At 71.4% G+C, this 19,920-nt stretch carries 15 protein-coding genes; 12 read left to right on the top strand and 3 right to left on the bottom strand.

The genetic code is table 11. The annotated features are described in order from the left end of the window. Nucleotides 1-224: 224 nt before the first annotated feature. From JOE55_RS00275 to JOE55_RS00325, 11 genes are all read left to right on the top strand, one after another. Entirely contained in the window at nucleotides 225-1,649 is a 1,425-nt protein-coding gene (locus JOE55_RS00275) for an FAD-binding oxidoreductase (protein ID WP_204781651.1), read from the top strand. A gap of 56 nt (nucleotides 1,650-1,705) precedes the next feature. Next, on the top strand, nucleotides 1,706-3,016 hold the full coding sequence (locus JOE55_RS00280; RefSeq protein ID WP_204781652.1) for a Mur ligase family protein: 1,311 nt from the start codon (nucleotides 1,706-1,708) through the stop codon (nucleotides 3,014-3,016). Between the two features lie 12 nt (nucleotides 3,017-3,028). Further along, a complete protein-coding gene (locus tag JOE55_RS00285; RefSeq protein WP_204781653.1) occupies nucleotides 3,029-3,802 on the top strand; it encodes a type 1 glutamine amidotransferase in 774 nt (257 codons plus the stop codon). Between the two features lie 175 nt (nucleotides 3,803-3,977). After that, nucleotides 3,978-4,739, top strand: a complete 762-nt coding sequence (locus JOE55_RS00290) for a YebC/PmpR family DNA-binding transcriptional regulator (protein WP_006213310.1) — start codon at nucleotides 3,978-3,980, stop codon at nucleotides 4,737-4,739. 32 nt (nucleotides 4,740-4,771) lie between these two features. Beyond that, complete coding sequence (gene ruvC, locus JOE55_RS00295) at nucleotides 4,772-5,431, top strand: crossover junction endodeoxyribonuclease RuvC (protein ID WP_204781654.1); 660 nt, start codon at nucleotides 4,772-4,774, stop codon at nucleotides 5,429-5,431. A gap of 156 nt (nucleotides 5,432-5,587) precedes the next feature. After that, complete coding sequence (gene ruvA / locus JOE55_RS00300; protein WP_024290551.1) at nucleotides 5,588-6,250, top strand: Holliday junction branch migration protein RuvA; 663 nt, start codon at nucleotides 5,588-5,590, stop codon at nucleotides 6,248-6,250. Nucleotides 6,251-6,252: 2 nt separating this feature from the next. Next, on the top strand, nucleotides 6,253-7,332 hold the full coding sequence (gene ruvB, locus JOE55_RS00305; protein ID WP_006213307.1) for a Holliday junction branch migration DNA helicase RuvB: 1,080 nt from the start codon (nucleotides 6,253-6,255) through the stop codon (nucleotides 7,330-7,332). Nucleotides 7,333-7,529: 197 nt separating this feature from the next. Further along, on the top strand, nucleotides 7,530-7,973 hold the full coding sequence (locus JOE55_RS00310; protein WP_006213306.1) for a preprotein translocase subunit YajC: 444 nt from the start codon (nucleotides 7,530-7,532) through the stop codon (nucleotides 7,971-7,973). A gap of 151 nt (nucleotides 7,974-8,124) precedes the next feature. Further along, complete coding sequence (gene secD / locus JOE55_RS00315) at nucleotides 8,125-10,287, top strand: protein translocase subunit SecD (RefSeq protein ID WP_204781655.1); 2,163 nt, start codon at nucleotides 8,125-8,127, stop codon at nucleotides 10,285-10,287. Next, nucleotides 10,287-11,384: a protein translocase subunit SecF gene (gene secF, locus JOE55_RS00320; RefSeq protein WP_204781656.1), complete on the top strand. Its 1,098-nt coding sequence runs from the start codon at nucleotides 10,287-10,289 to the stop codon at nucleotides 11,382-11,384. Before secD ends, secF begins: the two co-directional genes overlap by 1 nt. 125 nt (nucleotides 11,385-11,509) lie before the next feature. Then, a complete protein-coding gene (locus JOE55_RS00325; protein ID WP_204781657.1) occupies nucleotides 11,510-14,143 on the top strand; it encodes a RelA/SpoT family protein in 2,634 nt (877 codons plus the stop codon). A 70-nt stretch (nucleotides 14,144-14,213) separates the two neighbouring features. Here JOE55_RS00325 and JOE55_RS00330 read toward each other — a convergent pair whose 3' ends face one another. Continuing rightward, the gene (locus tag JOE55_RS00330) at nucleotides 14,214-14,897 is read right to left on the bottom strand and encodes a hypothetical protein (RefSeq protein WP_204781658.1); all 684 of its coding nucleotides are present in this window, start codon (nucleotides 14,895-14,897) and stop codon (nucleotides 14,214-14,216) included. Nucleotides 14,898-15,080: 183 nt separating this feature from the next. Continuing rightward, on the bottom strand, nucleotides 15,081-16,889 hold the full coding sequence (locus JOE55_RS00335) for a DUF349 domain-containing protein (RefSeq protein ID WP_204781659.1): 1,809 nt from the start codon (nucleotides 16,887-16,889) through the stop codon (nucleotides 15,081-15,083). 245 nt (nucleotides 16,890-17,134) lie between these two features. On the opposite strand from JOE55_RS00335, the gene hisS reads away from it, so the two are divergent. Continuing rightward, a complete protein-coding gene (gene hisS / locus JOE55_RS00340; protein ID WP_061711238.1) occupies nucleotides 17,135-18,493 on the top strand; it encodes a histidine--tRNA ligase in 1,359 nt (452 codons plus the stop codon). On the opposite strand, the gene JOE55_RS00345 is transcribed toward hisS, so the two are convergent. After that, entirely contained in the window at nucleotides 18,477-19,820 is a 1,344-nt protein-coding gene (locus tag JOE55_RS00345) for an amino acid permease (RefSeq protein WP_204781660.1), read from the bottom strand. The two genes, hisS and JOE55_RS00345, sit on opposite strands and share 17 nt — an antisense overlap. Nucleotides 19,821-19,920 lie beyond the last annotated feature (100 nt).

The raw sequence follows: 19,920 nt of genomic DNA on the forward strand, positions 1-19,920 counted from the left end.
CATTCCGGTGAGGGAGGCATCTGCGGTGAGCACGCAGATCAGCCTAGGTGTCGTGGCGTGTCATGGCACCTGAGTCTTCAGGCCCCGCCGCCGCTGGCATGACCGCCTGACGCATCCAACTCTCGCCCATGCGCCGCCCGGGTGTGCCTAGGCTCGTGTCACACCGCATCGCGACAGGACCGCTCCTGCTGCCCGCTGCGGCCCACGACCCGAGGAGACGTCCGATGTCCGCGAATCACGGCACCACGACTGCGCTCAAGCACCTGAAGGCGCAGCTGGGGGCGCGGCTGAGCACCGACCCCGCTGAGCTCGAGCCGCTGCGGGAGGACCGCTCGGGGCACCGCAGCCCGGGCGCCCCGCTGGCGCTGATCCGCGCCGGAAGCATCGAGGACGTCCAGCTCGTGTGCCGCACCGCCTCCGAGCACGGCATCCCGGTGGTCACCCGCGGCGCGGGCACCGGCCTGGCGGGCGGGGCGTGCGCCGGTCCCGGCGAGCTCGTGCTGTCCACGCAGGACCTGGATCAGGTGCACGAGATCTCGGTGCCGAATCGCCTGGCCGTCGTCGGGCCGGGGATCCTCAACGGCGCGCTGAACGCCCGACTGGCCGAGCACGGACTGTGGTGGGCCCCGGACCCCTCGAGCAAGGACATCTCCACGGTCGGCGGCAACATCGCCATGAACGCCGGCGGCCTGCTGTGCGCCAAGTACGGCGTCACCCGCGAGGCGGTGCTCGCGCTGACGGTCGTGCTCGCCGACGGCCGTCTGATCTCGGTGGGCCACCGCACCGTGAAGGGCGTGACCGGCTACGACCTCTGCGCGCTGATGATCGGCTCGGAGGGCACGCTGGGCGTGATCGTCGAGTGCACGCTGGCCCTGCGTCCCGTCGTGACCGGCCCGGGCCCCGTGGTCTCGGCGAGCTTCCCGAGCGTCATCGCAGCCTCGGCGGCCGCCTCCGCTGTCACGGCGGAGGGTCTCACCCCTGCGCTGCTCGAGCTGATGGACGGGCCCACGGTGGAGTGTGTCGAGCAGCGGCGCGGTCGGCGCATCGGCTCGGCGGGGTCGTCGTTCCTGCTGGCCCAGACCGACGGGCGGGAAGCCGACGAGGTCGCCGGGAGGATCGCGGCGATCTTTGAGGCCGCCGGCGGCGAGGTCCGCGCGGCCGAGGACGAGGCGGAGGCCGATGAGCTCATCGGTCTGCGACGCAGCGCGTTCCCGGCGCTGGAGGCGCGTGCGCAGCGGATGGCCCAGGAGGGCGGCTTCGCCGGCGGCGGCTCGATCCTGGTCGAGGACATCGCCGTGCCGCGCGACCGGCTGGCCCAGGCCTTCGAGCGCATCCGCGAGATCGAGCTGCGTCACGGGATCCTCATCCCCACGACCACCCACGCCGGCGACGGCAACCTGCACCCGATCTTCCTGGTCGGCGACGACGAGGTCCCCGAGCGGATCTGGGAGGCCGCCGGAGAGGTCTTCCGGATCGCCCTGGAGCTGGGCGGCACGCTGTCGGGGGAGCATGGCATCGGCCTGCTCAAGCGGCGCTGGCTCGGAGATGAGCTCGGAGAGGATCAGCTGGACCTCCAGGCGCAGATCCGCGCGGTGTTCGATCCGCAGGGGATCCTCAATCCCGGCAAGGTCTTCGCACGGGAGCACTGAACCTGGCGGCGAGCCCCGGCCCTGCCGTCGCTGAGTCGTCAGGGCGACGAACTAGGATGTCCGCCATGTCCAGACCACTTGTGAGGCTCCTCGGCCAGGGCGTGCGCGCCGCCACCAAGCTGCGCGGCGGAGGCTCGGCGTTCCCCGGGCTGGTGATGGAGAAGCTGCACCCGGACTTCGTGGCCGAGCAGCTGGCCCGGCTGCCCCAGGGCGTCGTGGTGATCTCCGGGACCAACGGCAAGACGACCACCACCAAGATGGCCGTCCAGCTGCTCGAGTCCCAGGGCCTGCGCGTGTTCACCAACCGCACCGGCTCGAACTTCGTGCGCGGGGTGGCGGCCTCCCTGCTGGAGGAGATCTCCCTGACCGGCAGGCTGGACGCGGACATCGCCGTGCTGGAGCTCGACGAGGCCCACGCGGTCCACTTCGTGAAGCTCGTCCAGCCCCGGTTCGCACTGCTGCTCAACGTCATGCGAGATCAGCTCGACCGCTTCGGCGAGATCGACACCACCCGCCGCATGCTCTCCCAGATCGCGGCGGCCACCACCGAGGCCGTGGTCCTCAACCGCGAGGACCCGCGCATTGCCTCTCTGGCCGATGACGTCCGCCCCGGGACCGCGGTGCACTGGTACGGGCTGTCGGAGAAGCTGCGGCCCATGTTCCCGTCGGACGACGACATGCGCGGCGCCGACGGCCCCGAGGCTCCGTTGCCGTCGCAGGAGGCCAAGCCGGAGGCCGTCGTGCAGCTCGACGACTTCGAGGCCACAGACGTCACGTTCTCCGTGCGCGGTGAGCCCGCCAAGGCGGAGGTCCACCTCTACGGCGTCTACAACGTCTACAACGCCGCGGCCGCCCTGGCACTGGCCCTGACCGTCTCGCAGGAGCGCAGCGGCCTGTCGGCGGCGCTGCCGTCGCTGCTGGGCGAGCTGTCGCGCGTGACCCCGGCCTTCGGGCGCGGCGAGACGATCATGGTCGACGGCACCCCGCTGCAGCTGCTGCTCGTGAAGAACCCCGCGGGCTTCCGCCTGTCGCTGGCCTCCGCCGCACCGGAGTCCTACGCGACCATGATCTCCATCAACGACGAGTACGCCGACGGCCGCGACGTCTCCTGGCTGTGGGACGTCGAATTCGAGTCCCTGCGCAGCGGGGGAGTGGACATGGTCACCGGCACCCGGGCCTGGGACATGGCTCTGCGCCTGGACTACGACCAGGTGCAGGTCGGCGCCGTCGAGCCGGACATCGCCCGAGCGCTCACGGAGTTCATCGCCTCCGCCGACGGACGCCCGATGCGCGTCTTCTGCACCTACACGTCCATGCTCACGCTGCGCCGCGAGCTGCGCGCCGTGGCCGTCGTGCCCGAGATCTGAGAGAGGACCGCGATGACCACTGCGACTCCCAACCTCCCCGCCGCAGGAGCCGAGCCCGAGCTCGGCGGGCAGGGCGAGATCCACCTCGTGCAGCTCTATCCGCGTGACATGAACATCTACGGCGATTGGGGCAACACGCTGACGCTCAAGCGCCGTCTCGAGCGCCGCGGCTACAGCGTGCGCGTCACCGACTACAACCCCGGCGACTCCTTCCCCGGCGACGGCGACATCTTCGTGGGCGGCGGCGGCCAGGACTCCGGGCAGTTCCGCGTCATGGAGGACCTGCAGCGCATCAAGCCCCTGCTGCTGGAGCTGGTGGAGGATGGCGCGCCCATGCTCGCGATCTGCGGGCTCTACCAGCTCTTCGGCCACCGGTTCCGCACGATCGGCGGTGAGACGCTGACCGGCGTGGGGATCTTCGACCTCGAGACCGTCGGGGGCCCGGAGCGGCTGATCGGCAACATCGTCACCGAGTCGCCCGATCTCGGCACCGTGATCGGCTACGAGAACCACTCCGGGCTGACCCACCTGGGCGCGGGCCAGGAGCCGTTCGGTCGCGTGATCTCCGGTGCGGGCAACGACGGCCAGGACGGCACGGAGGGCGCGGTGACCCGCGAGGTCATCGGCACCTATCTGCACGGCTCCCTGCTGCCCAAGAACCCGGCGGTGGCCGATCACCTCATCGCCACGGCGGTGCGGCGACGCTATGCGCACGAGACCCTCGAGCCGCTGAACGATCTGCTGGCGGAGAAGGCGCGGGAGGTCGCGGCCTCCCGTCCGCGCTGAGCCCGGGACCCGTCGCCTACAATCGACCAGCAGACTTCCCAGCGCAGCGTCATGCGCCGCGGTGGTGCGCCGCACGGCCCCTCCGGCCGTGACCGGCACCCCCGACGCACGCGCTGCCAGCCGCCGCCGGGAGGAGCCCGGCGCTGCGGCACCGACACGAACCAGGAGGCAAGCCATGTCCGGTCACTCCAAGTGGGCCACGACCAAGCACAAGAAGGCCGCCATCGACGCCAAGCGCGCCAAGGCCTTCGCCAAGTACATCAAGGGCATCGAGGTCGCCGCGCGCCAGGGCGGCGCCGACACCGCGGGCAACCCGGCGCTGGATCTGGCCGTGTCCAAGGCCAAGAAGAACTCGGTGCCCAACGACAACATCGACCGCGCCATCAAGCGCGGCGCCGGCCTGACCGGCGAGGTCATCGAGTACTCGGAGATCTTCTACGAGGCCCGCGGCCCCCAGGGGTCGGCGCTGTACATCGAGTGCCTGACCGACAACAAGAACCGCGCGGCCTCCGAGGTCCGCGTGGCCGTGACTCGCAACGGCGGCACTATGGCCGATCCGGGCTCGGTCACCTTCATGTTCGAGCGCAAGGGCGTGGCCGAGGTCGCCAAGGCCGACGGCGTCACCGAGGACGACGTCATGATGGCCGTGCTGGACGCCGGGGCGGAGGAGGTCATCGAGGACCAGGACGTCTTCGAGGTCATCTCCGAGGCCACCGACCTGCCCCAGATCCGCACGGCTCTGGACGAGGCGGAGCTGGAGTACAACAACGACGACCCCCAGTTCCGCCCGAACATGAAGGTCGAGCTCGACGCCGACGCCGCGCGCAAGTTCCTGCGCCTGGCCGACGCGATCGAGGAGCTCGACGACGTCCAGAACGTCTACTCCAACGTGGAGATCACCCCCGAGGTCGCCGCCCAGCTCGAGGACGAGGACTGAGCCAGGCTCCGGCACCCGCCCGACGTCCCGCCATGGGCTCCGCGGCCAGGGCGCAGGCCCCCGAGCAGGTCATCCTGGGCGTCGATCCCGGGCTGACCCGCTGCGGGTTCGGGATCGTGCGCATGCGCGCCGACCGCCGCGCCGAATGGGTCCACCACGAGGTCCAGGGCACAGGCGCCGACGAGCCCCTGGAGCAGCGGATCCTGCGCATCGCCCAGGCGGCCGATCAGCTGCTCGAGCGCTTCGCCCCGGATGCTATGGCGATCGAGCGCGTGTTCGCGCAGAACAACGCCCCCACCGTGGTCGGCACCGCCCAGGCCTCGGGCGTGGTGATCGCCGCCGCAGCCGCTCGCGGGGTCCCCGTCGCCTGGCACACCCCGTCCGAGGTCAAGGCCGCGGTCACCGGCGACGGCTCGGCCGAGAAGGCCGCCGTGACCAAGATGATCGCGCGCATCCTCCGCCTCGAGCAGCTGCCGCGTCCGGCCGACGCCGCCGATGCCCTGGCGATCGCGGTCTGCCACGGCTGGCGCTCCGGTGTGGGCGCGGGCCTGGACGCCCAGGCGGGCACTACGACCACGCACCAGGGCGCCCGCACGGGACTGCAGCGCGCGAGCCAGGAGCGCGGCACCGCCCTGACACCCGCTCAGCGCGCCTGGCAGGCCGCGGAGCAGAAGGCTCGGCGCGGCCGCTGAGGGACCGCATCGTCCTCGGGTGCGGGCCCTCGTCCCGGGCGAGGGCCTGCGCTGTGTGGTCGTCGCGGCTTGGTAGGGTGAGCGAGGCATCGTACTGATGTTCGAATGGCTGCCCGATTCGCGGGCGGCTCCCCGCATCGAGGAGAGGGTGTTCCCATGATCGCGTCCGTGCGCGGCGAGGTGCTGCACAAGGGGCTGAGCACGGCCGTCGTCGACGTCATGGGGCTGGGCCTCGAGCTGCAGGCCACCCCGCAGACTCTCTCCGGGCTGCACGAGGGCCGCGAGGCCCGGCTGGCCACCGCGTTCGTGGCGCGCAAGGACGACTCCCCGCTGCTGTTCGGCTTCGCGGACGCGGAGGAGAAGGAGATCTTCGAGACCATGCTGGGCGTCTCCGGCATCGGTCCGCGCACCGCACTGGCAGTGCTGGCCGCGCTGGGCACGCAGGAGGTCCGCACGGCCATCGCCCAGGGCGACCCCAAGCCGTTCACCACCGTCTCCGGGATCGGGCCCAAGGGCGCCAAGCGCATCGTGCTCGAGCTCGCGGACAAGCTCGTTCCCGCCGATCCGGCACCGGCCTCGGCCCCGCAGGCGGCGCAGATCCCGCTGTGGCGCACCCAGGTCACGGAGGCCCTCACAGGTCTGGGCTGGAACGAGAAGGACGCCTCGGCGGCCATCGACGACGCCCTGGTCGGTCGAGAGGAGCTCGCCGACTCCGGTGACGTCGCCCTGATCCTCCGCACCGTGCTCGCGTGGCTCGGCGCCCGGGCCTCGGCTCCTGCCGCCGGCCGGGGCTCGACTCGCACGGGGGAGGGCCGCTGAGCATGGACGCACAGCACAGCGGGTCCGAGCGCCTGGTGGGCGGGGAGCCGGAGCTGGACGAGCGCGCCGTCGAATCGGCCCTGCGCCCCGAGTCCCTGGCGGACTTCGTGGGTCAGCCGCGTGTGCGCCAGCAGCTCTCCCTGGTCCTGGAGGCCTCCAGGCTGCGGGGCCGCAGCGCCGATCACGTGCTGCTGTCCGGACCTCCCGGTCTGGGCAAGACCACGCTGGCCATGATCATCGCCCAGGAGATGGGCGCTCCGCTGCGCATCTCCTCCGGGCCTGCCATCCAGCACTCCGGCGACCTGGCCGCGATCCTGTCCTCCCTGACTGAGGGCGAGGTCCTGTTCCTCGACGAGATCCACCGCATGTCCCGGCCCGCCGAGGAGATGCTCTACATGGCCATGGAGGACTTCCGGGTCGACATCGTGGTGGGCAAGGGCGCCGGGGCCACCTCCATCCCGCTGGACCTGCCTCCGTTCACCCTGGTCGGTGCCACCACGCGCGCCGGGCTGCTGCCGGGACCGCTGCGCGATCGCTTCGGCTTCACCGGGCACCTCGAGTTCTACAGCGACCACGAGCTCGTCTCCGTGCTGCGCCGCTCCGCCGGGCTGCTGGACCTGCGCCTGTCCACGGAGGGCTTCGAGGAGGTCGCCACCCGCTCCCGCGGCACTCCGCGCATCGCCAACCGCCTGCTGCGCCGCGTGCGCGACTGGGCGCTGGTCCACGGCGTGGACAGCATCGACGCCCGCGCCTGCTCCGCCGCCCTGGAGATGTACGAGGTCGACTCGCGGGGCCTGGACCGCCTGGACCGCTCGGTGCTCGAGGCGCTGGTCCGCCACTTCGGCGGCGGACCGGTGGGGCTGTCCACCCTGGCGATCGCCGTGGGGGAGGAATCGGAGACCGTCGAGGAGGTCGCCGAGCCGTACCTGGTCCGCGAGGGCCTGCTGGCGCGGACCCCGCGAGGACGCATCGCCATGCCTGCGGCTTGGGAGCACCTGGGACTGGTACCGCCCGAGCACGCAGCCTTCCGGGACACTGCGGTGCGCCAGGCCCTCGGCGACCAGGACCCCCCGCAGCAGTAGCCCTCCGGACGGCGACCGGCTGCGACCCGGCGCCTGGGAGCCCGCTGACCGGGCCCTGCGCGGCCTCGTCCCCTACCATGGACGGGAATCCTCGCCGCCGCCGCGCTGCCCCACGTGCTTGTCCAGGGGCGGAGTCCCGGTCGCGGCACCGACCACCACGCGATGCGCAGAAGCGCATCGCAGGATCAGGAGTCTGCATGACACCCGTCGTCACCGAATCGCTGTCCGCCGCCGGAGCCGCTGGAGGCGGCGGCTCCTCCATGCTGCTCTTCGGCTTCATGCTGCTGCTGATCATCGGCATGTTCTGGTTCTCCAGCCGCACCCGCAAGAAGCAGCAGGAGAAGCTGAAGTCGCAGCAGCGCGCCATGGAGCCCGGCATGGAGGTCATGACGAGCTACGGCCTCTACGGCCGCCTGGTCTCCAAGGACGAGGATGCCGTCAAGGCCGTCATCGAGATCGCCCCGGGCACCCAGGTCACCGTGCACCTGCAGACCCTCACCAACGTGGTCGAGCGTGACACCCCCGCTGCCGGCGGCACGGATGCCGCAGGCTCCACCGCAGCCGGGGACGCCTCCGCTGACGAGACCCCCGCCGGCGACCCCACGGATCCCCGCGATCCGGGAGCCGACTCCTCCCGCTGATCAGCCAGCACCCGCGCCTCGGCCCCCTCGGCCGGGGCGCTCGTGCGTGTTGCGGCACCTGAGACCGCCTCCTCGGGTCCACCCGCGCCCGCCCGGCCCACGTGTGCCGCGCTTCACAGCCCCCTCGAACCCCGCAAGGATCTGCGCCCCGATGTCGACATCGCCAGAAGATCGCTCGTCCGCGAGCACCCCCGGCCGCGAGTCGGGGGACCGGAAGAAGAAGCCGCGCCGCAGCGAGCAGGAGACGACGGCCCAGCGGGCGCAGCGTCGTCAGCTCGGCGGCACCGAGCTGCACCGGGCGGTGAGAACTGCTCGAGGCTCGCTCGTGGGCATGTTCGTGCTGCTGGTCGCCATGCTCGGCGTGCTGGGCTGGGGCGCAGGCCAGGGCCACACCGGCTGGGGGCCGCGCCTGGCGCTGGACCTCGAGGGCGGCACGCAGATGATCCTGACCCCTGAGCTGACCGGTCAGCAGGAGGGCGAGGAGATATCCCAGGAGCAGCTCGACCAGGCGGTGGAGATCATCCGCCAGCGCGTCGACGGCTCCGGCGTCTCGGAGGCCGAGGTCTCCACCCAGGGCGGCGAGAACATCGTCGTGTCCATGCCGGGCACGCCCGATCAGGAGACCCGGGACCTGATCCAGACCTCGGCGCAGATGAGCTTCCGACCCGTGCTGATGGTCGGCCCCGCCGAGGCCACTCCGGAGGACGAGCGCACCCCCGAGGACGAGCAGGTCGAGCCGGACGGCGAGCCCACTGACTCGTCGGACCCCAACTGGGTCGACGGCGATCTGATGGCCAAGTACGAGGCCACGGACTGCGCGCAGCCGCAGACCCCCGAGCAGCGCGCCGCCCAGGACCCGGAGGCGGCCATCGTCGCCTGCGACCCCAGCGGCGGCGGCAAGTACATCCTCGGCCCGATCGAGCTCGAGGGCACCGATATCTCGGACTCGTCGTACGGCATGGCCCAGGGTGCCAACGGGACGACCACCGGCCAGTACGCCGTGAACATCCAGTTCAACGAGGAAGGCACCCAGACCTTCAAGGAGCTCTCCGAGCGCCTGAACTCGATCGGTCAGACCAGCCCCGGGGACCCCCGCAGCCAGTTCGCGATCCTGCTGGACGGCGAGGTCATCTCCGCACCGTCCATGGACGCGGTCATCCCCGACGGCCAGGCGCAGATCACCGGCTCCTTCACGGAGGAGGACGCGCAGTTCCTCTCCGAGCAGCTGCGCTACGGCTCGCTGCCCGTGAGCTTCGAGATCTCCTCGGAGCAGCAGATCTCGGCCACCATGGGCGCCGATCAGCTGCGCTGGGGCGTCATCGCCGGGCTCATCGGCCTGGTCCTGGTGGCCGTCTACTGCCTGTTCCAGTACCGCCTGCTGGGCCTGGTGACCATCGCTTCGCTCGTGGTGCTGGGCGTGGCGTCCTGGCTGGCCATCGTGCTGCTGGGCTGGGGCATGAACTACCGCCTGTCGATGGCGGGCGTGGCCGGCCTGATCGTGTCGATCGGCATGGCCGCCGACTCGTTCATCGTCTACTTCGAGCGCATCCGCGATGAGATCCGCATCGGGCGCACGATCCCAGCGGCCATCGATCACGGCTGGAAGCGCGCCCGCCAGACGGTCATCGCCTCCAAGTCCGTGAACCTGATCGCCTCGGTGGTGCTCTACTTCGTGGCCGTGGGCAACGTGCGCGGCTTCGCGTTCACTCTGGGCCTGACCGCGGTGATCGACCTGGTGGTCGTGTTCCTGTTCACCCATCCCGTCATGGTCCTGCTCTCGCGCACCCGGTTCTTCGCTCAGGGCCGCAAGGGCTCAGGGCTGGATCCCGAGACCCTCGACGCCGTGCCGTTCTACCGCGGCGCCGGTCGCACCCGCACCCCGGACGACCTGGACCCGGCCGCCGGTGCGGTGGCGGAGGAGTCCGCCGTGCAGACCGCCCCGGCCGAGCAGGAGCTCGTGGGCGCGTCCTCGCCGCTCAGCTCCCGCACGGAGCACGCGGCCTCGACGGAGCCCGACGACGACAGCGCCCCCGAGAGCTCCGCGGCCCACAGTGCTGCAGTGACAGAGGACTCTCCCGGGCCCGGCGAGGCAGCGACCGAGGCTCAGAGCACCGGCTCGAGCGCTGCTGTGGGCAGGCCCTCCCGCCGCACCGCGGGGGCCCCGGGCGACGAGCGCGGTCTCACCGTGGCCGAGCGCCGCCGTCGGGCCCGGCGCGCGGCAGGCGAGTCATCGCCGTCGGACCCGCCGCCCCCGCAGGACCCGGAAGCGACCCGCCCGGCCTCCGACCGACGCACGAACGAGGAGGACGCCTGATGTCCCGCTTCTCAGACTTCGGCAACGACCTCTACAGCGGTCGTCGCTCCTTCGGCTTCGTGCCCCGCCGCGGACTGTGGCTGGCCATCGCCGGCGCGCTCGTGGTCATCAGCCTGCTGATCCCCGTGGTCAAGGGCGGCTTCAACCTGGGCATCGACTTCACCGGCGGCTCCGAGTTCACGATCTCCTCGGTGGCCGACGACGATCCGCAGGTCGGCCAGCAGGCGCTGCAGGACACCGGTGCCACCGAGGAGGGCGAGGTCACCAACATCGCCCCGGGCACCATGCGCGCCCAGACCGAGCAGCTCGACGACGAGCAGACCCTGGAGGTCCGCGACGCCCTGGCCCAGGCCTATGACGTCCCGGCCGAGAACGTCACCTCGAACTTCGTGGGCCCCACCTGGGGCGCGGGGATCTCGCAGCAGATGCTGCGCGGCCTGGTGATCTTCCTGGTGCTCACCGCGGTCGTGATGGCCCTGTACTTCCGCACCTGGAAGATGTCCGTGGCCTCGATGGCAGGCGTGTTCGTCACGGTGGCACTCACCGTGGGCACCTACTCGCTCGTGGGCTTCGAGGTCACGCCCTCGGCCGTCATCGGCTTCCTGACCGTGCTGTCGTACTCGCTGTACGACACCGTGGTCGTCTTCGACAAGGTCCGCGAGAACACCAAGGGCCTGCTCGACGGCTCCGCGCCGGCCTCCCGCAGGCAGCGCGGGTTCCTGGGGCAGATCAACCTGGCGGCCAACCAGACGCTGGTGCGCTCGATCAACACCTCGATCGTGGGCCTGTTGCCCGTGGGCGCCATCCTGTTCATCGGCGCCGCGCTGCTGGGTGCCGGAACGCTCAAGGACCTGGCGCTGTCGCAGTTCGTGGGCATCATCTACGGCACGCTGGCCACGCTGTTCGTGGCCACGCCGCTGTATGCGGCGCTGCGCTCCCGCGAACCGGCCGTGCGCCGGATCGACGAGGGTGCCGAGGCCTCCGCCGGCCGCTCCGGTGCTTCGGGCGAGGACTCCGAGGTGCCGCTCGACGACGAGGCCGCGGGCAGCGTCACCGCAGGTGCGACCGCGACCCGCGCCGGGGGCTCCACAGCCTGAGGATGCGGCCCGATGTGGTCTGGAGCATGTCCCGGTGGTCCTACAATTGCCGGATTGATCCACTTCGGGGATCGCGTGGAAGGGCCGGGCGCTGAACCTGGCCGGACCGAGAACAGGAGGCGGAGATGACCGAGGGCCGCAGGGGAGTCATCGACGACGGCCGGGGGCGGCCTCCGCGCGCGCCCGAACCCTCCGCCGAAGCCGTCGAGCCCGCCCAGGAGGGCGCCTCGGCGGAGACCTCGCCGCAGCCCTCCGCAGATCGCTCGCACGACAGCGCCTCCGCCGCGGCGGCCCCGGAAGCCTCGGAGACTCTCGGTGCGGCCTCGAAGGCGACCGCCGACTCCGCCGCCGACGACCCGGACGAGGCCATCGAGCGCCGGTCCCGCCAGCTCGAGGCCGAGGAGGCCGAGCGTGCGGCGCGGCGTCGCACGGGCTCGAGCGCCGGGGGCACGCACTGGGTCGTGCCCGCCTCGCGCCCGGTCTTCGGCCGCGCAGTGTTCCCGGGGCGCTCGGAGCGCACCCGCTCCACGCTGTCGTACCTGTCGGGGGCCTCGATCTCGTCGTCCCCGCTGATCGAGCCGCTGCTGCGCACCGTGCGCGAGAACGCTCCCGACGAGGACCTGGCGGTCCTGCAGCGCGCGTTCTCCGTGGCCGATGAGCGCCACCAGGGGCAGAAGCGCAAGAGCGGCGACCCGTACATCACTCATCCGGTGGCCGTGACGACCATCCTGGCCGAGCTCGGCATGACCGGCCCGGTGCTGGTCGCCGCGCTGCTGCACGACACGGTCGAGGACACCGACTACACCCTCGAGGACCTCACCGAGGAGTTCGGCGAGGAGGTCGCGGCGCTCGTCGACGGCGTGACCAAGCTCGACAAGGTGCAGTACGGGGAGAACGCGCAGGCCGAGACCGTGCGCAAGATGATCGTGGCCATGGCCAAGGACATCCGCGTGCTGCTGATCAAGCTCGCCGACCGGCTGCACAACGCCCGCACGTGGCGCTTCGTGTCCCAGGAGTCCTCGGGGCGCAAGGCGCGCGAGACCCTCGAGATCTTCGCTCCGCTGGCTCACCGCCTGGGCCTGAACACGATCAAGTGGGAGCTGGAGGATCTGTCCTTCGCGGCGCTGTATCCCAAGATCTACGAGGAGATCGTGCGGATGGTGGGGGAGCGCCAGCCCCAGCGCGAGCGCAATCTGGCCCAGATCCGCTCCCTGGTGGCCGAGGACCTGGACAAGGCCGAGATCGAGGCCACGATCACGGGGCGCCCCAAGCACTACTACTCCATCTACCAGAAGATGGTCGTGCGGGGTAAGGACTTCGACGAGATCCAGGACCTGCTGGCCGTGCGCGTGCTCGTGGGCACGGTGCGCGAGTGCTATGCGGCCCTCGGTGCGCTGCATGCGCGGTGGCGGCCCCTGCCGGGGCGGTTCAAGGACTACATCGCCATGCCCAAGTTCAACATGTACCAGTCGCTGCACACCACGGTGCTGGGACCGAACGGGCGCCCGGTCGAGATCCAGATCCGCACCCACGACATGCACCAGCGCGCCGAGTACGGCGTGGCCGCGCACTGGAAGTACAAGGCCTCCGGCGCCGCCGACGGCCCCGCGGCCAAGGCGGATGCCGATGACATCGGCTGGCTGAAGTCCCTGGTGTCCTGGCAGGACGAGACGCGGGACTCGACCGAGTTCCTGGACTCGCTGCGCTACCAGATCGACACCAAGGAGGTCTTCGTCTTCACGCCCAAGGGCGATGTCATGGCGCTGCCCGTGGGCTCCACCCCGGTGGACTTCGCCTACGCCGTGCACACGGAGGTCGGCGACAAGACCATCGGCGCGCGGGTCAACGGAAAGCTCGTGGCCCTGTCCTCCGAGCTGCAGCACGGCGACTGGGTCGAGGTGCTGACCTCCAAGTCGGAGGCGGCCGGGCCGTCGCAGGACTGGCTGAAGTTCGTCTCCTCGCCGCGGGCCCGGTCCAAGATCAAGCAGTGGTTCTCCAAGGAGCGCCGCGAGGAGGCCATCGAACGCGGCCAGGAGTCGCTGACCCGTGCGCTGCGCAAGCACCACCTGCCGCTGCAGCGCACGGTCACGCAGGAGGCTCTGGTCTCAGCGGCGCACACGCTGAACAAGTCGGACATCGCCGAGCTCTACGAGGCCATCGGCACCGACTCGGTCACGGCGCGGCAGGTCGTGGACCTGCTGGTGGAATCGGCCGGCGGCGAGGAGGGCTCGGCCGAGGAGATCGACGACACCTCCACGCCCATCCAGCCGGTGCGCTCCCGCGTGGTCGACTCCGGCGTGGCCGTGGACGGCGCCAGCGACGTCTACGTGAAGCTCGCCCGCTGCTGCACGCCGGTGCCCCCGGACGAGATCGTCGGCTTCGTGACCCGCGGGCAGGGCATCTCGGTGCACCGGGCCGACTGCTCGAACATCGCCGCGCAGAAGGAGCCAGAGCGCCTGGTCAAGGTCCACTGGGCCCCCACCCAGGCCTCGGTGTTCCTGGTCGAGATCCAGGTCGAGGCGCTGGACCGCAACTCGCTGCTCTCCGATGTCACCCGGGTGCTCTCCGAGAACCACGTCAACATCCTCTCGGCCAACGTCGCGACCTCCACGCAGCGCGTGGCGATCTCGCGCTTCGCCTTCGAGATGGGCGATGCCCGCTACCTCAACCACGTGCTCAACCAGGTCCGGCGCATCGACGGCGTCTACGACGTCTATCGCACCTCCGGCCAGCGCAGGCTCTCCACCGCGGAGGCCTGAGCACTGAGCCGCGGCTTTCGCAGCTCGTGCCTGAGGGGTCTGTGCCGCGCATCTGCTGTCCCTCGGCAGCTCAGCGCGGCACGACCAGTCCGAGCCTCCGGCAGGCACTGCGCAGCGTGACCATTCCCCTGCGTCGATCCGGAAGCCGGGACCGCTGCCGCAGCAGGTCCGTGACCGCCTGCGGCTCCACACCCAGATGCGGGGCCTCCAGGAGCTGCTCCAGGGCGGGCACGGCAGTCGGGTCCTCCCAGCAGGCCAGATCCGCTGCGGTGCGCAGCGGCGTGGTGACCTGCAGACCGTGCAGCCGATCCACGTCCTGCGGCTCGTGGACCAGCTGTCGGACCTCCCAAGCGAGACCCTCCAGCTGAGGATCGACCGGGCGGGTGGTCGTGCGCCGCTGACGATGGACCATCAGGTGCAGACGCTGCGGAGCCGGGCAGCAGGACAGGAACCAGGCGGCGGTCGTGCGGTGCAGCACCGCGTGCTCCAGCACTGCCTCCGGCACGACGGCACGGATCGCCCGGGCACGGTCGGCACGGGTCACCGGAAGCAGACGCGGGCTGCAGATCCCGCCCAGCAGCGGGACCGCCAGGTCGTCACGCTGCAGGGCCGAGCGCTCCAGAGCGGAGAGCTCTGCCCAGCGCGGTGCCTCATCGTCGGGGAGGGGCAGAATGCCGCCGCCCGGTCCTGCGGCCGCCGGCGGCAGCGCGGTCGCAGCGTGGGCGTACCGCGGGTCGAGCAGGGGATGCGTCATGCCGGACAGTCCACACCGGATCGCGGCCCACCGAGCGGATGCTCCTCCGCCTGTGGATGGCTTCAGGGCAGAAGCGGGCGCGTTCGACCGCAGAGCCTTCCGAACATGCCGATGGCCCCGATCCTGGGACGGATCGGGGCCATCGGGCGGGGCGCCTCAGCCGGCGCGGCAGAGGCGGTCAGCTCACAGCGAGGCGGCGGAGCGGCGGATCATCTCGAGCATCGACTGCGCGCTCTCGATCTCCTTGTCCAGCTTCTTGGCCTTGGCGGTGTCGCCGGCGGACTCGGCGGCCTCCTTCTTGGCCTGCAGATCCGCCAGCTTCTCCTCCGCCTGAGCGGTCATGGCGTTGGAGCGGACCTCGGTCTGCGAAGCGGCCTTGATGCGACCGCCGGAGTCGGCCTCCCGGACGGCGTCCTCGACCTCGCCGAGCTCGTTCTCGATGCGCTTGAAGTCGCCGCGCGGGACCTTGCCGATCTCCTCCCAGCGTGCCTGAATGGAGGACAGCTTCTTCTTGGCGGCCTTGGCGTCCGTGACCGGAAGCAGCTCGCGGGCCTCCTTGACGAGGGCCTCCTTCAGCTCAAGATTGGCCGCGAACTCGCGGTCCACGGCCTTGTCGGCCTCCTTGCGGGCGTTGAAGAACACGTCCTGAGCTGCGCGGAAGCGGGCCCACAGGGCGTCGTCGTCCTTGCGCCCAGCGCGCGGGGCGGCCTTCCAGCGGTCCATCAGATCGCGATACTTGCCGGAGGTGGGCCCCCAGTCGGTCGAGGACTGCAGGGCCTCGGCCTCGGCGATCAGCTTCTGCTTGGTCTTCTTGGCCTCGGCGTTGCGCTCGTCGAGCTTGGAGAAGAACGCGCGACGGTGGCGGTCGAACGTGGTGCGAGCGCCGCGGAAGCGCTTCCACAGGGACTCCTCGTCCTTGCGGGACAGCCGGTTGCCCGACTTCTGATGGGCCTGCCAGGCCTCGAAGAGCTCGTTCATGCGAGCGGTGGACTGCTTCCACTGCGTCTTCTCGGGCTCCTGCGCGGAGATCTGCTCGGCCTCCGCCACGATGGCCTCGCGGTGGGCCAGGTTCTCGGCGCGGGCGGCATCGGCGGCCTTGCGGTGCTCGGCCTCCAGCTCCTTGATGCGCGGGCGCAGCGCCTCCAGGCGGGCCTCCAGGGCGGGGACGTCGCCGACGAGCTTGCGCTCACCCAGCTGGGACTTCACGCGATCCAGGCTGCGGGTCAGGTCCCCGGCGGGAGCGCCGGCGGCCACGCGCTGCTCGAGCAGCTCGACCTGGGTGCGCGCCTCCAGGAACTTCTTGGCGAAGTATGCCAGCGCCTCGTCCTTCGGCACGTCCGGGACCTGTCCGGCGAGGACCTTCTCGCCGTCGATCAGCAGGTGCACGCTGCCGTCGTCGTCGACCTCGGCGAAGGCGCGGGCCTCCTCGAGCTGCTCGGGGGTCACGTCCTCGGACGGCGCGGGCGTGGACGGAGCCGGTGCGCTCGAGGGCGCGGGGGCCTGCGCGGCGGAAGCGGGCGTGGGCGCAGCCGGCGACGGAGCCGACGGGCGCGCGGCGGCCTCCTGGGCGGCGGCCTGCTCGGGGGCCTTCTCCGACTCGGTGGGCTGCGGCTCGGCGGGGGCTGCGGTCTCCTCAGCCGGGGACTCGGCCTCGGCGGCCGGGATGGTGGAGGCCGACGGCTCGCCGTCCTCGGCGGCACCGGCCTGCTCGATCACAGCCTGATCCGCGGCCTCCTTCTCCTCTGCGGCCGTGGCCTCCTCGACGGCGACGGCATCGGCGATCTCGCCGGCCACGTCCTCGCCGTCGGCCTGCGCCTGGGCCATGCGGGTCTGCTCCTCCTCGGCCAGCTCAGCCACCGTGGTCTCGCCCGCAGCCGATTCCGCCTGGGCGGCGTCGGCATCAGCCGCAGCCTCGGCAGCCGCGGAGTCGGGATCGGCGGCCGCTTCGGTCGCCGGGAGGAAGTTGTCGTCGGATTCGAGACGCTCAGTCACCGCTGGAACTCTTTCGCTCGTGCCGACCCGCGATCCCGGAGCTCGCTCCGGGGGAGCTGGGCAGCCTGTCGTGGCCCGGCGCTGGCTGCGCGCGGACGCTGTACGCGGCCCATCGTAGCCAGACGGGACGACGGCCCCCAGGAATCGGTGCTCCTCGGCCCCGGCATCCCACGGCGCCTAAGATGGTTCGGACGGTCCCGTACTGTGTGCCCACCCCCTTCAGCATCCTCAGGAGACGACGCCCCATGGCCAGCAAGACCTCCCTCTCCGGCTTCCCCGAGTGGCTCCCGCAGGAGCGGCTCGTGGAGCTGCACGTGCTCGACACGCTGCGGGAGACCTTCGAGCTGCACGGGTTCTCCTCGATCGAGACCCGCGCTGTGGAGACCGTGGATCAGCTGCTGCGCAAGGGCGAGATCGACAAGGAGGTCTACGGCGTCTCCCGTCTGCAGGAGGACGAGGACGGCGGTCCCAAGGAGGGCCAGCTGGCGCTGCACTTCGACCTCACCGTGCCGTTCGCCCGCTACGTCGTGGACAACGCCGGGCACCTGAACTTCCCGTTCCGCCGCTACCAGATCCAGAAGGTCTGGCGCGGCGAGCGCCCCCAGGAGGGCCGCGCCCGCGAGTTCACGCAGGCGGACATCGACGTCGTCGGCGACGGCGCACTGCCGTTCCGCTACGACGTCGAGATGGCCCTGGTGATCATCGACGCCCTCTCGAAGCTGCCCATCCCGGAGTTCGTGCTGCGGGTCAACAACCGCAAGCTCGCCGAGGGCTTCTACCGCGGCATCGGCCTCCACGACGCCCCCGCCGTGCTGCGCGAGATCGACAAGCTCGAGAAGATCGGCGCCCAGGCCGTGGCGGCGAACCTCATCGAGAACGTGGGCGCCACGCAGGAGCAGGCAGACGCCGCGCTGAAGCTGGCGAGCATCCGCACCGAGGACGCCTCCTTCGTGGAGCAGGTCCGCGCCCTCGGCGTCCAGGACGAGCTGCTCGACGAGGGCCTGGCCGAGCTCGAGGAGGTCGTCGCCGAGGCCGTGCGCCGCGCTCCCGGCAAGCTCGTGGCTGACCTGTCGATCGCCCGCGGCCTGGACTACTACACCGGCACCGTCTACGAGACCGTGCTGGTCGGCCACGAGAAGCTCGGCTCGGTGTGCTCCGGCGGTCGCTACGAGTCGCTGGCCTCCTCCGGCAAGCGCACCTTCCCGGGCGTGGGGCTCTCGGTGGGTGTGACCCGCCTGGTCTCGCGCATCCTCTCGCAGGGGCTGGCCGAGGCCTCGCGCTCAGTGCCCACCGCCGTGCTGATCTCCCTGGTGGATGAGGACTCCTGGTCCGAGGCGCAGGACGTCGCCCAGCAGCTGCGTTCCCGCGGCATCTCCTGCGAGGTCTCGGCCTCGGCCGCCAAGTTCGGCAAGCAGATCCGCCACGCCGATCGCCGCGGGATCCCGTTCGTCTGGTTCTCGAACCGTGACGAGTCGGGCGCGGTGACCCACGAGGTCAAAGACATCCGCTCCGGCGAGCAGGTTGCGGCCGATCCCGCCGCCTGGATGCCCCCGGCCGAGGACCTGCGTCCGTCGGTCGGTGCCCCGGTCAGCTCCGGCGACTGAGCACGAGGGCCCGCCCGGCGAAGCCCACGGCGAAGATCGCGAGCATCACCACCACGGACTGCCACGGAAGCGAGAAGGCCAGCAGGAGGCATCCGATCAGGCCCACGATGTTCAGGGCTCTGGGCGCCCAGCGCGGGCGCTCGTGCAGGGTCAGCGCCGAGAGGTTGGCCAGCGCGTAGTAGACGAGCACGCCGAAGGACGAGAAGCCGATCACGGTGTGCAGGTCGGTGAGGACGATCAGCGCGATCACGACCACGGCGGTGGTCAGCTCCGAGGCCCACGGCACCTGCCGTCCCGAGATGCGGGACAGGTACCCCGGCAGGTCGCGATCTCGCGCCATCGCCAGGGACGTGCGCGAGATCCCGGCGACCAGGGCCAGCAGGGCGCCCAGCGCGCCGGCCGCCGCCGCGACCGTCACGGCCGCCGACAGAGCGGTCGCCGCGCCGTCGCCGAGCCCCAGCCGGGCGGAGATCTCCTGGGAGGCCGAGAGGAACGGGGCCGACGAGTCCGCCAGCCCTCCTGCCCCCAGCAGCCCGAGCAGCAGGACAGCGAGCACCAGGTAGACCACGAGCACGAAGGCCAGCGCCCCCAGGATCGCCCGCGGGATGGTGCGCTGCGGGTCCCGGACCTCCTCGCCCATGGTGGCCACACGGGCGTAGCCGGCGAAGGCGAAGAACAGCAGACCCGCAGCGGGCAGCACGCCCAGGGCACCGCCCCCGCCTCCCTGCGCTGAAGGACCCGCGCCGAACACCGTGCTCGCGCTCAGGGCGGCTGCGGCCAGACCCGCCACGACGGCCAGGATCAGCAGGACCACGGAGACCAGGATCCGCGTGAGCCCGGCGGTGCGGGTGATCCCGCCCAGATTGACACCGGTCAGCACCACGATCGCGGCCACCGCCAGGGCTCGGGCTGCGGCATCGGCGTCGTCGATCCCGAGCAGTGAGGCGGCGTAGAGGCCGAAGGCCATCGACATGCCGGCGGCCGAGGCGGTCTTGCCGGTCACGAAGCCCCAGCCGGCGGTGAAGCCCGCCCACTGCCCCAGCTGGCGGTTCGCATAGACGTAGGTGCCCCCGGAGCTCGGGTGGACCATGGCCAGCTGAGCCGTGGAGGTCGCATTGCACCAGGCCACGACGGCCGCCAGCAGCAGCGCGACCGGCAGCAGCGAGCCTGCGTGCGCGGCGGCCGGGGCGAAGGCCACGAAGACGCCCGCGCCCACCATCGATCCCACGCCGATGACGGCGGCGTCGGAGGCGCCCAGCCTGCGGGCGAGCTCGTCCGGATCGTGTGCGGGGGAGGCGGCGGGAGGCTGGGCGGGCGAGGCGTTCACGGATCTCCTGGGGGGGGCGCGGCGGTGGGGCCGGGTCCGTGGGGCGAGCGTCATCCCCGGCTTGTAGACTCGACGGCGGCGACGCTACAGATCCCCGGTG

This window comes from Kocuria palustris (genome assembly GCF_016907795.1).
Lineage (GTDB): Bacteria > Actinomycetota > Actinomycetes > Actinomycetales > Micrococcaceae > Kocuria > Kocuria palustris.

Bases quoted from the DNA above. Each gene is read 5' to 3' on its own strand.
- JOE55_RS00275 (WP_204781651.1), top strand. From the start codon at position 225: ATGTCCGCGAATCACGGCACCACGACTGCGCTCAAGCACCTGAAGGCG.
- JOE55_RS00280 (WP_204781652.1), top strand. From the start codon at position 1,706: ATGTCCGCCATGTCCAGACCACTTGTGAGGCTCCTCGGCCAGGGCGTG.
- JOE55_RS00285 (WP_204781653.1), top strand. From the start codon at position 3,029: ATGACCACTGCGACTCCCAACCTCCCCGCCGCAGGAGCCGAGCCCGAG.
- JOE55_RS00290 (WP_006213310.1), top strand. From the start codon at position 3,978: ATGTCCGGTCACTCCAAGTGGGCCACGACCAAGCACAAGAAGGCCGCC.
- ruvC (WP_204781654.1), top strand. From the start codon at position 4,772: ATGGGCTCCGCGGCCAGGGCGCAGGCCCCCGAGCAGGTCATCCTGGGC.
- ruvA (WP_024290551.1), top strand. From the start codon at position 5,588: ATGATCGCGTCCGTGCGCGGCGAGGTGCTGCACAAGGGGCTGAGCACG.
- ruvB (WP_006213307.1), top strand. From the start codon at position 6,253: ATGGACGCACAGCACAGCGGGTCCGAGCGCCTGGTGGGCGGGGAGCCG.
- JOE55_RS00310 (WP_006213306.1), top strand. From the start codon at position 7,530: ATGACACCCGTCGTCACCGAATCGCTGTCCGCCGCCGGAGCCGCTGGA.
- secD (WP_204781655.1), top strand. From the start codon at position 8,125: ATGTCGACATCGCCAGAAGATCGCTCGTCCGCGAGCACCCCCGGCCGC.
- secF (WP_204781656.1), top strand. From the start codon at position 10,287: ATGTCCCGCTTCTCAGACTTCGGCAACGACCTCTACAGCGGTCGTCGC.
- JOE55_RS00325 (WP_204781657.1), top strand. From the start codon at position 11,510: ATGACCGAGGGCCGCAGGGGAGTCATCGACGACGGCCGGGGGCGGCCT.
- JOE55_RS00330 (WP_204781658.1), bottom strand. From the start codon at position 14,897: ATGACGCATCCCCTGCTCGACCCGCGGTACGCCCACGCTGCGACCGCG.
- hisS (WP_061711238.1), top strand. From the start codon at position 17,135: ATGGCCAGCAAGACCTCCCTCTCCGGCTTCCCCGAGTGGCTCCCGCAG.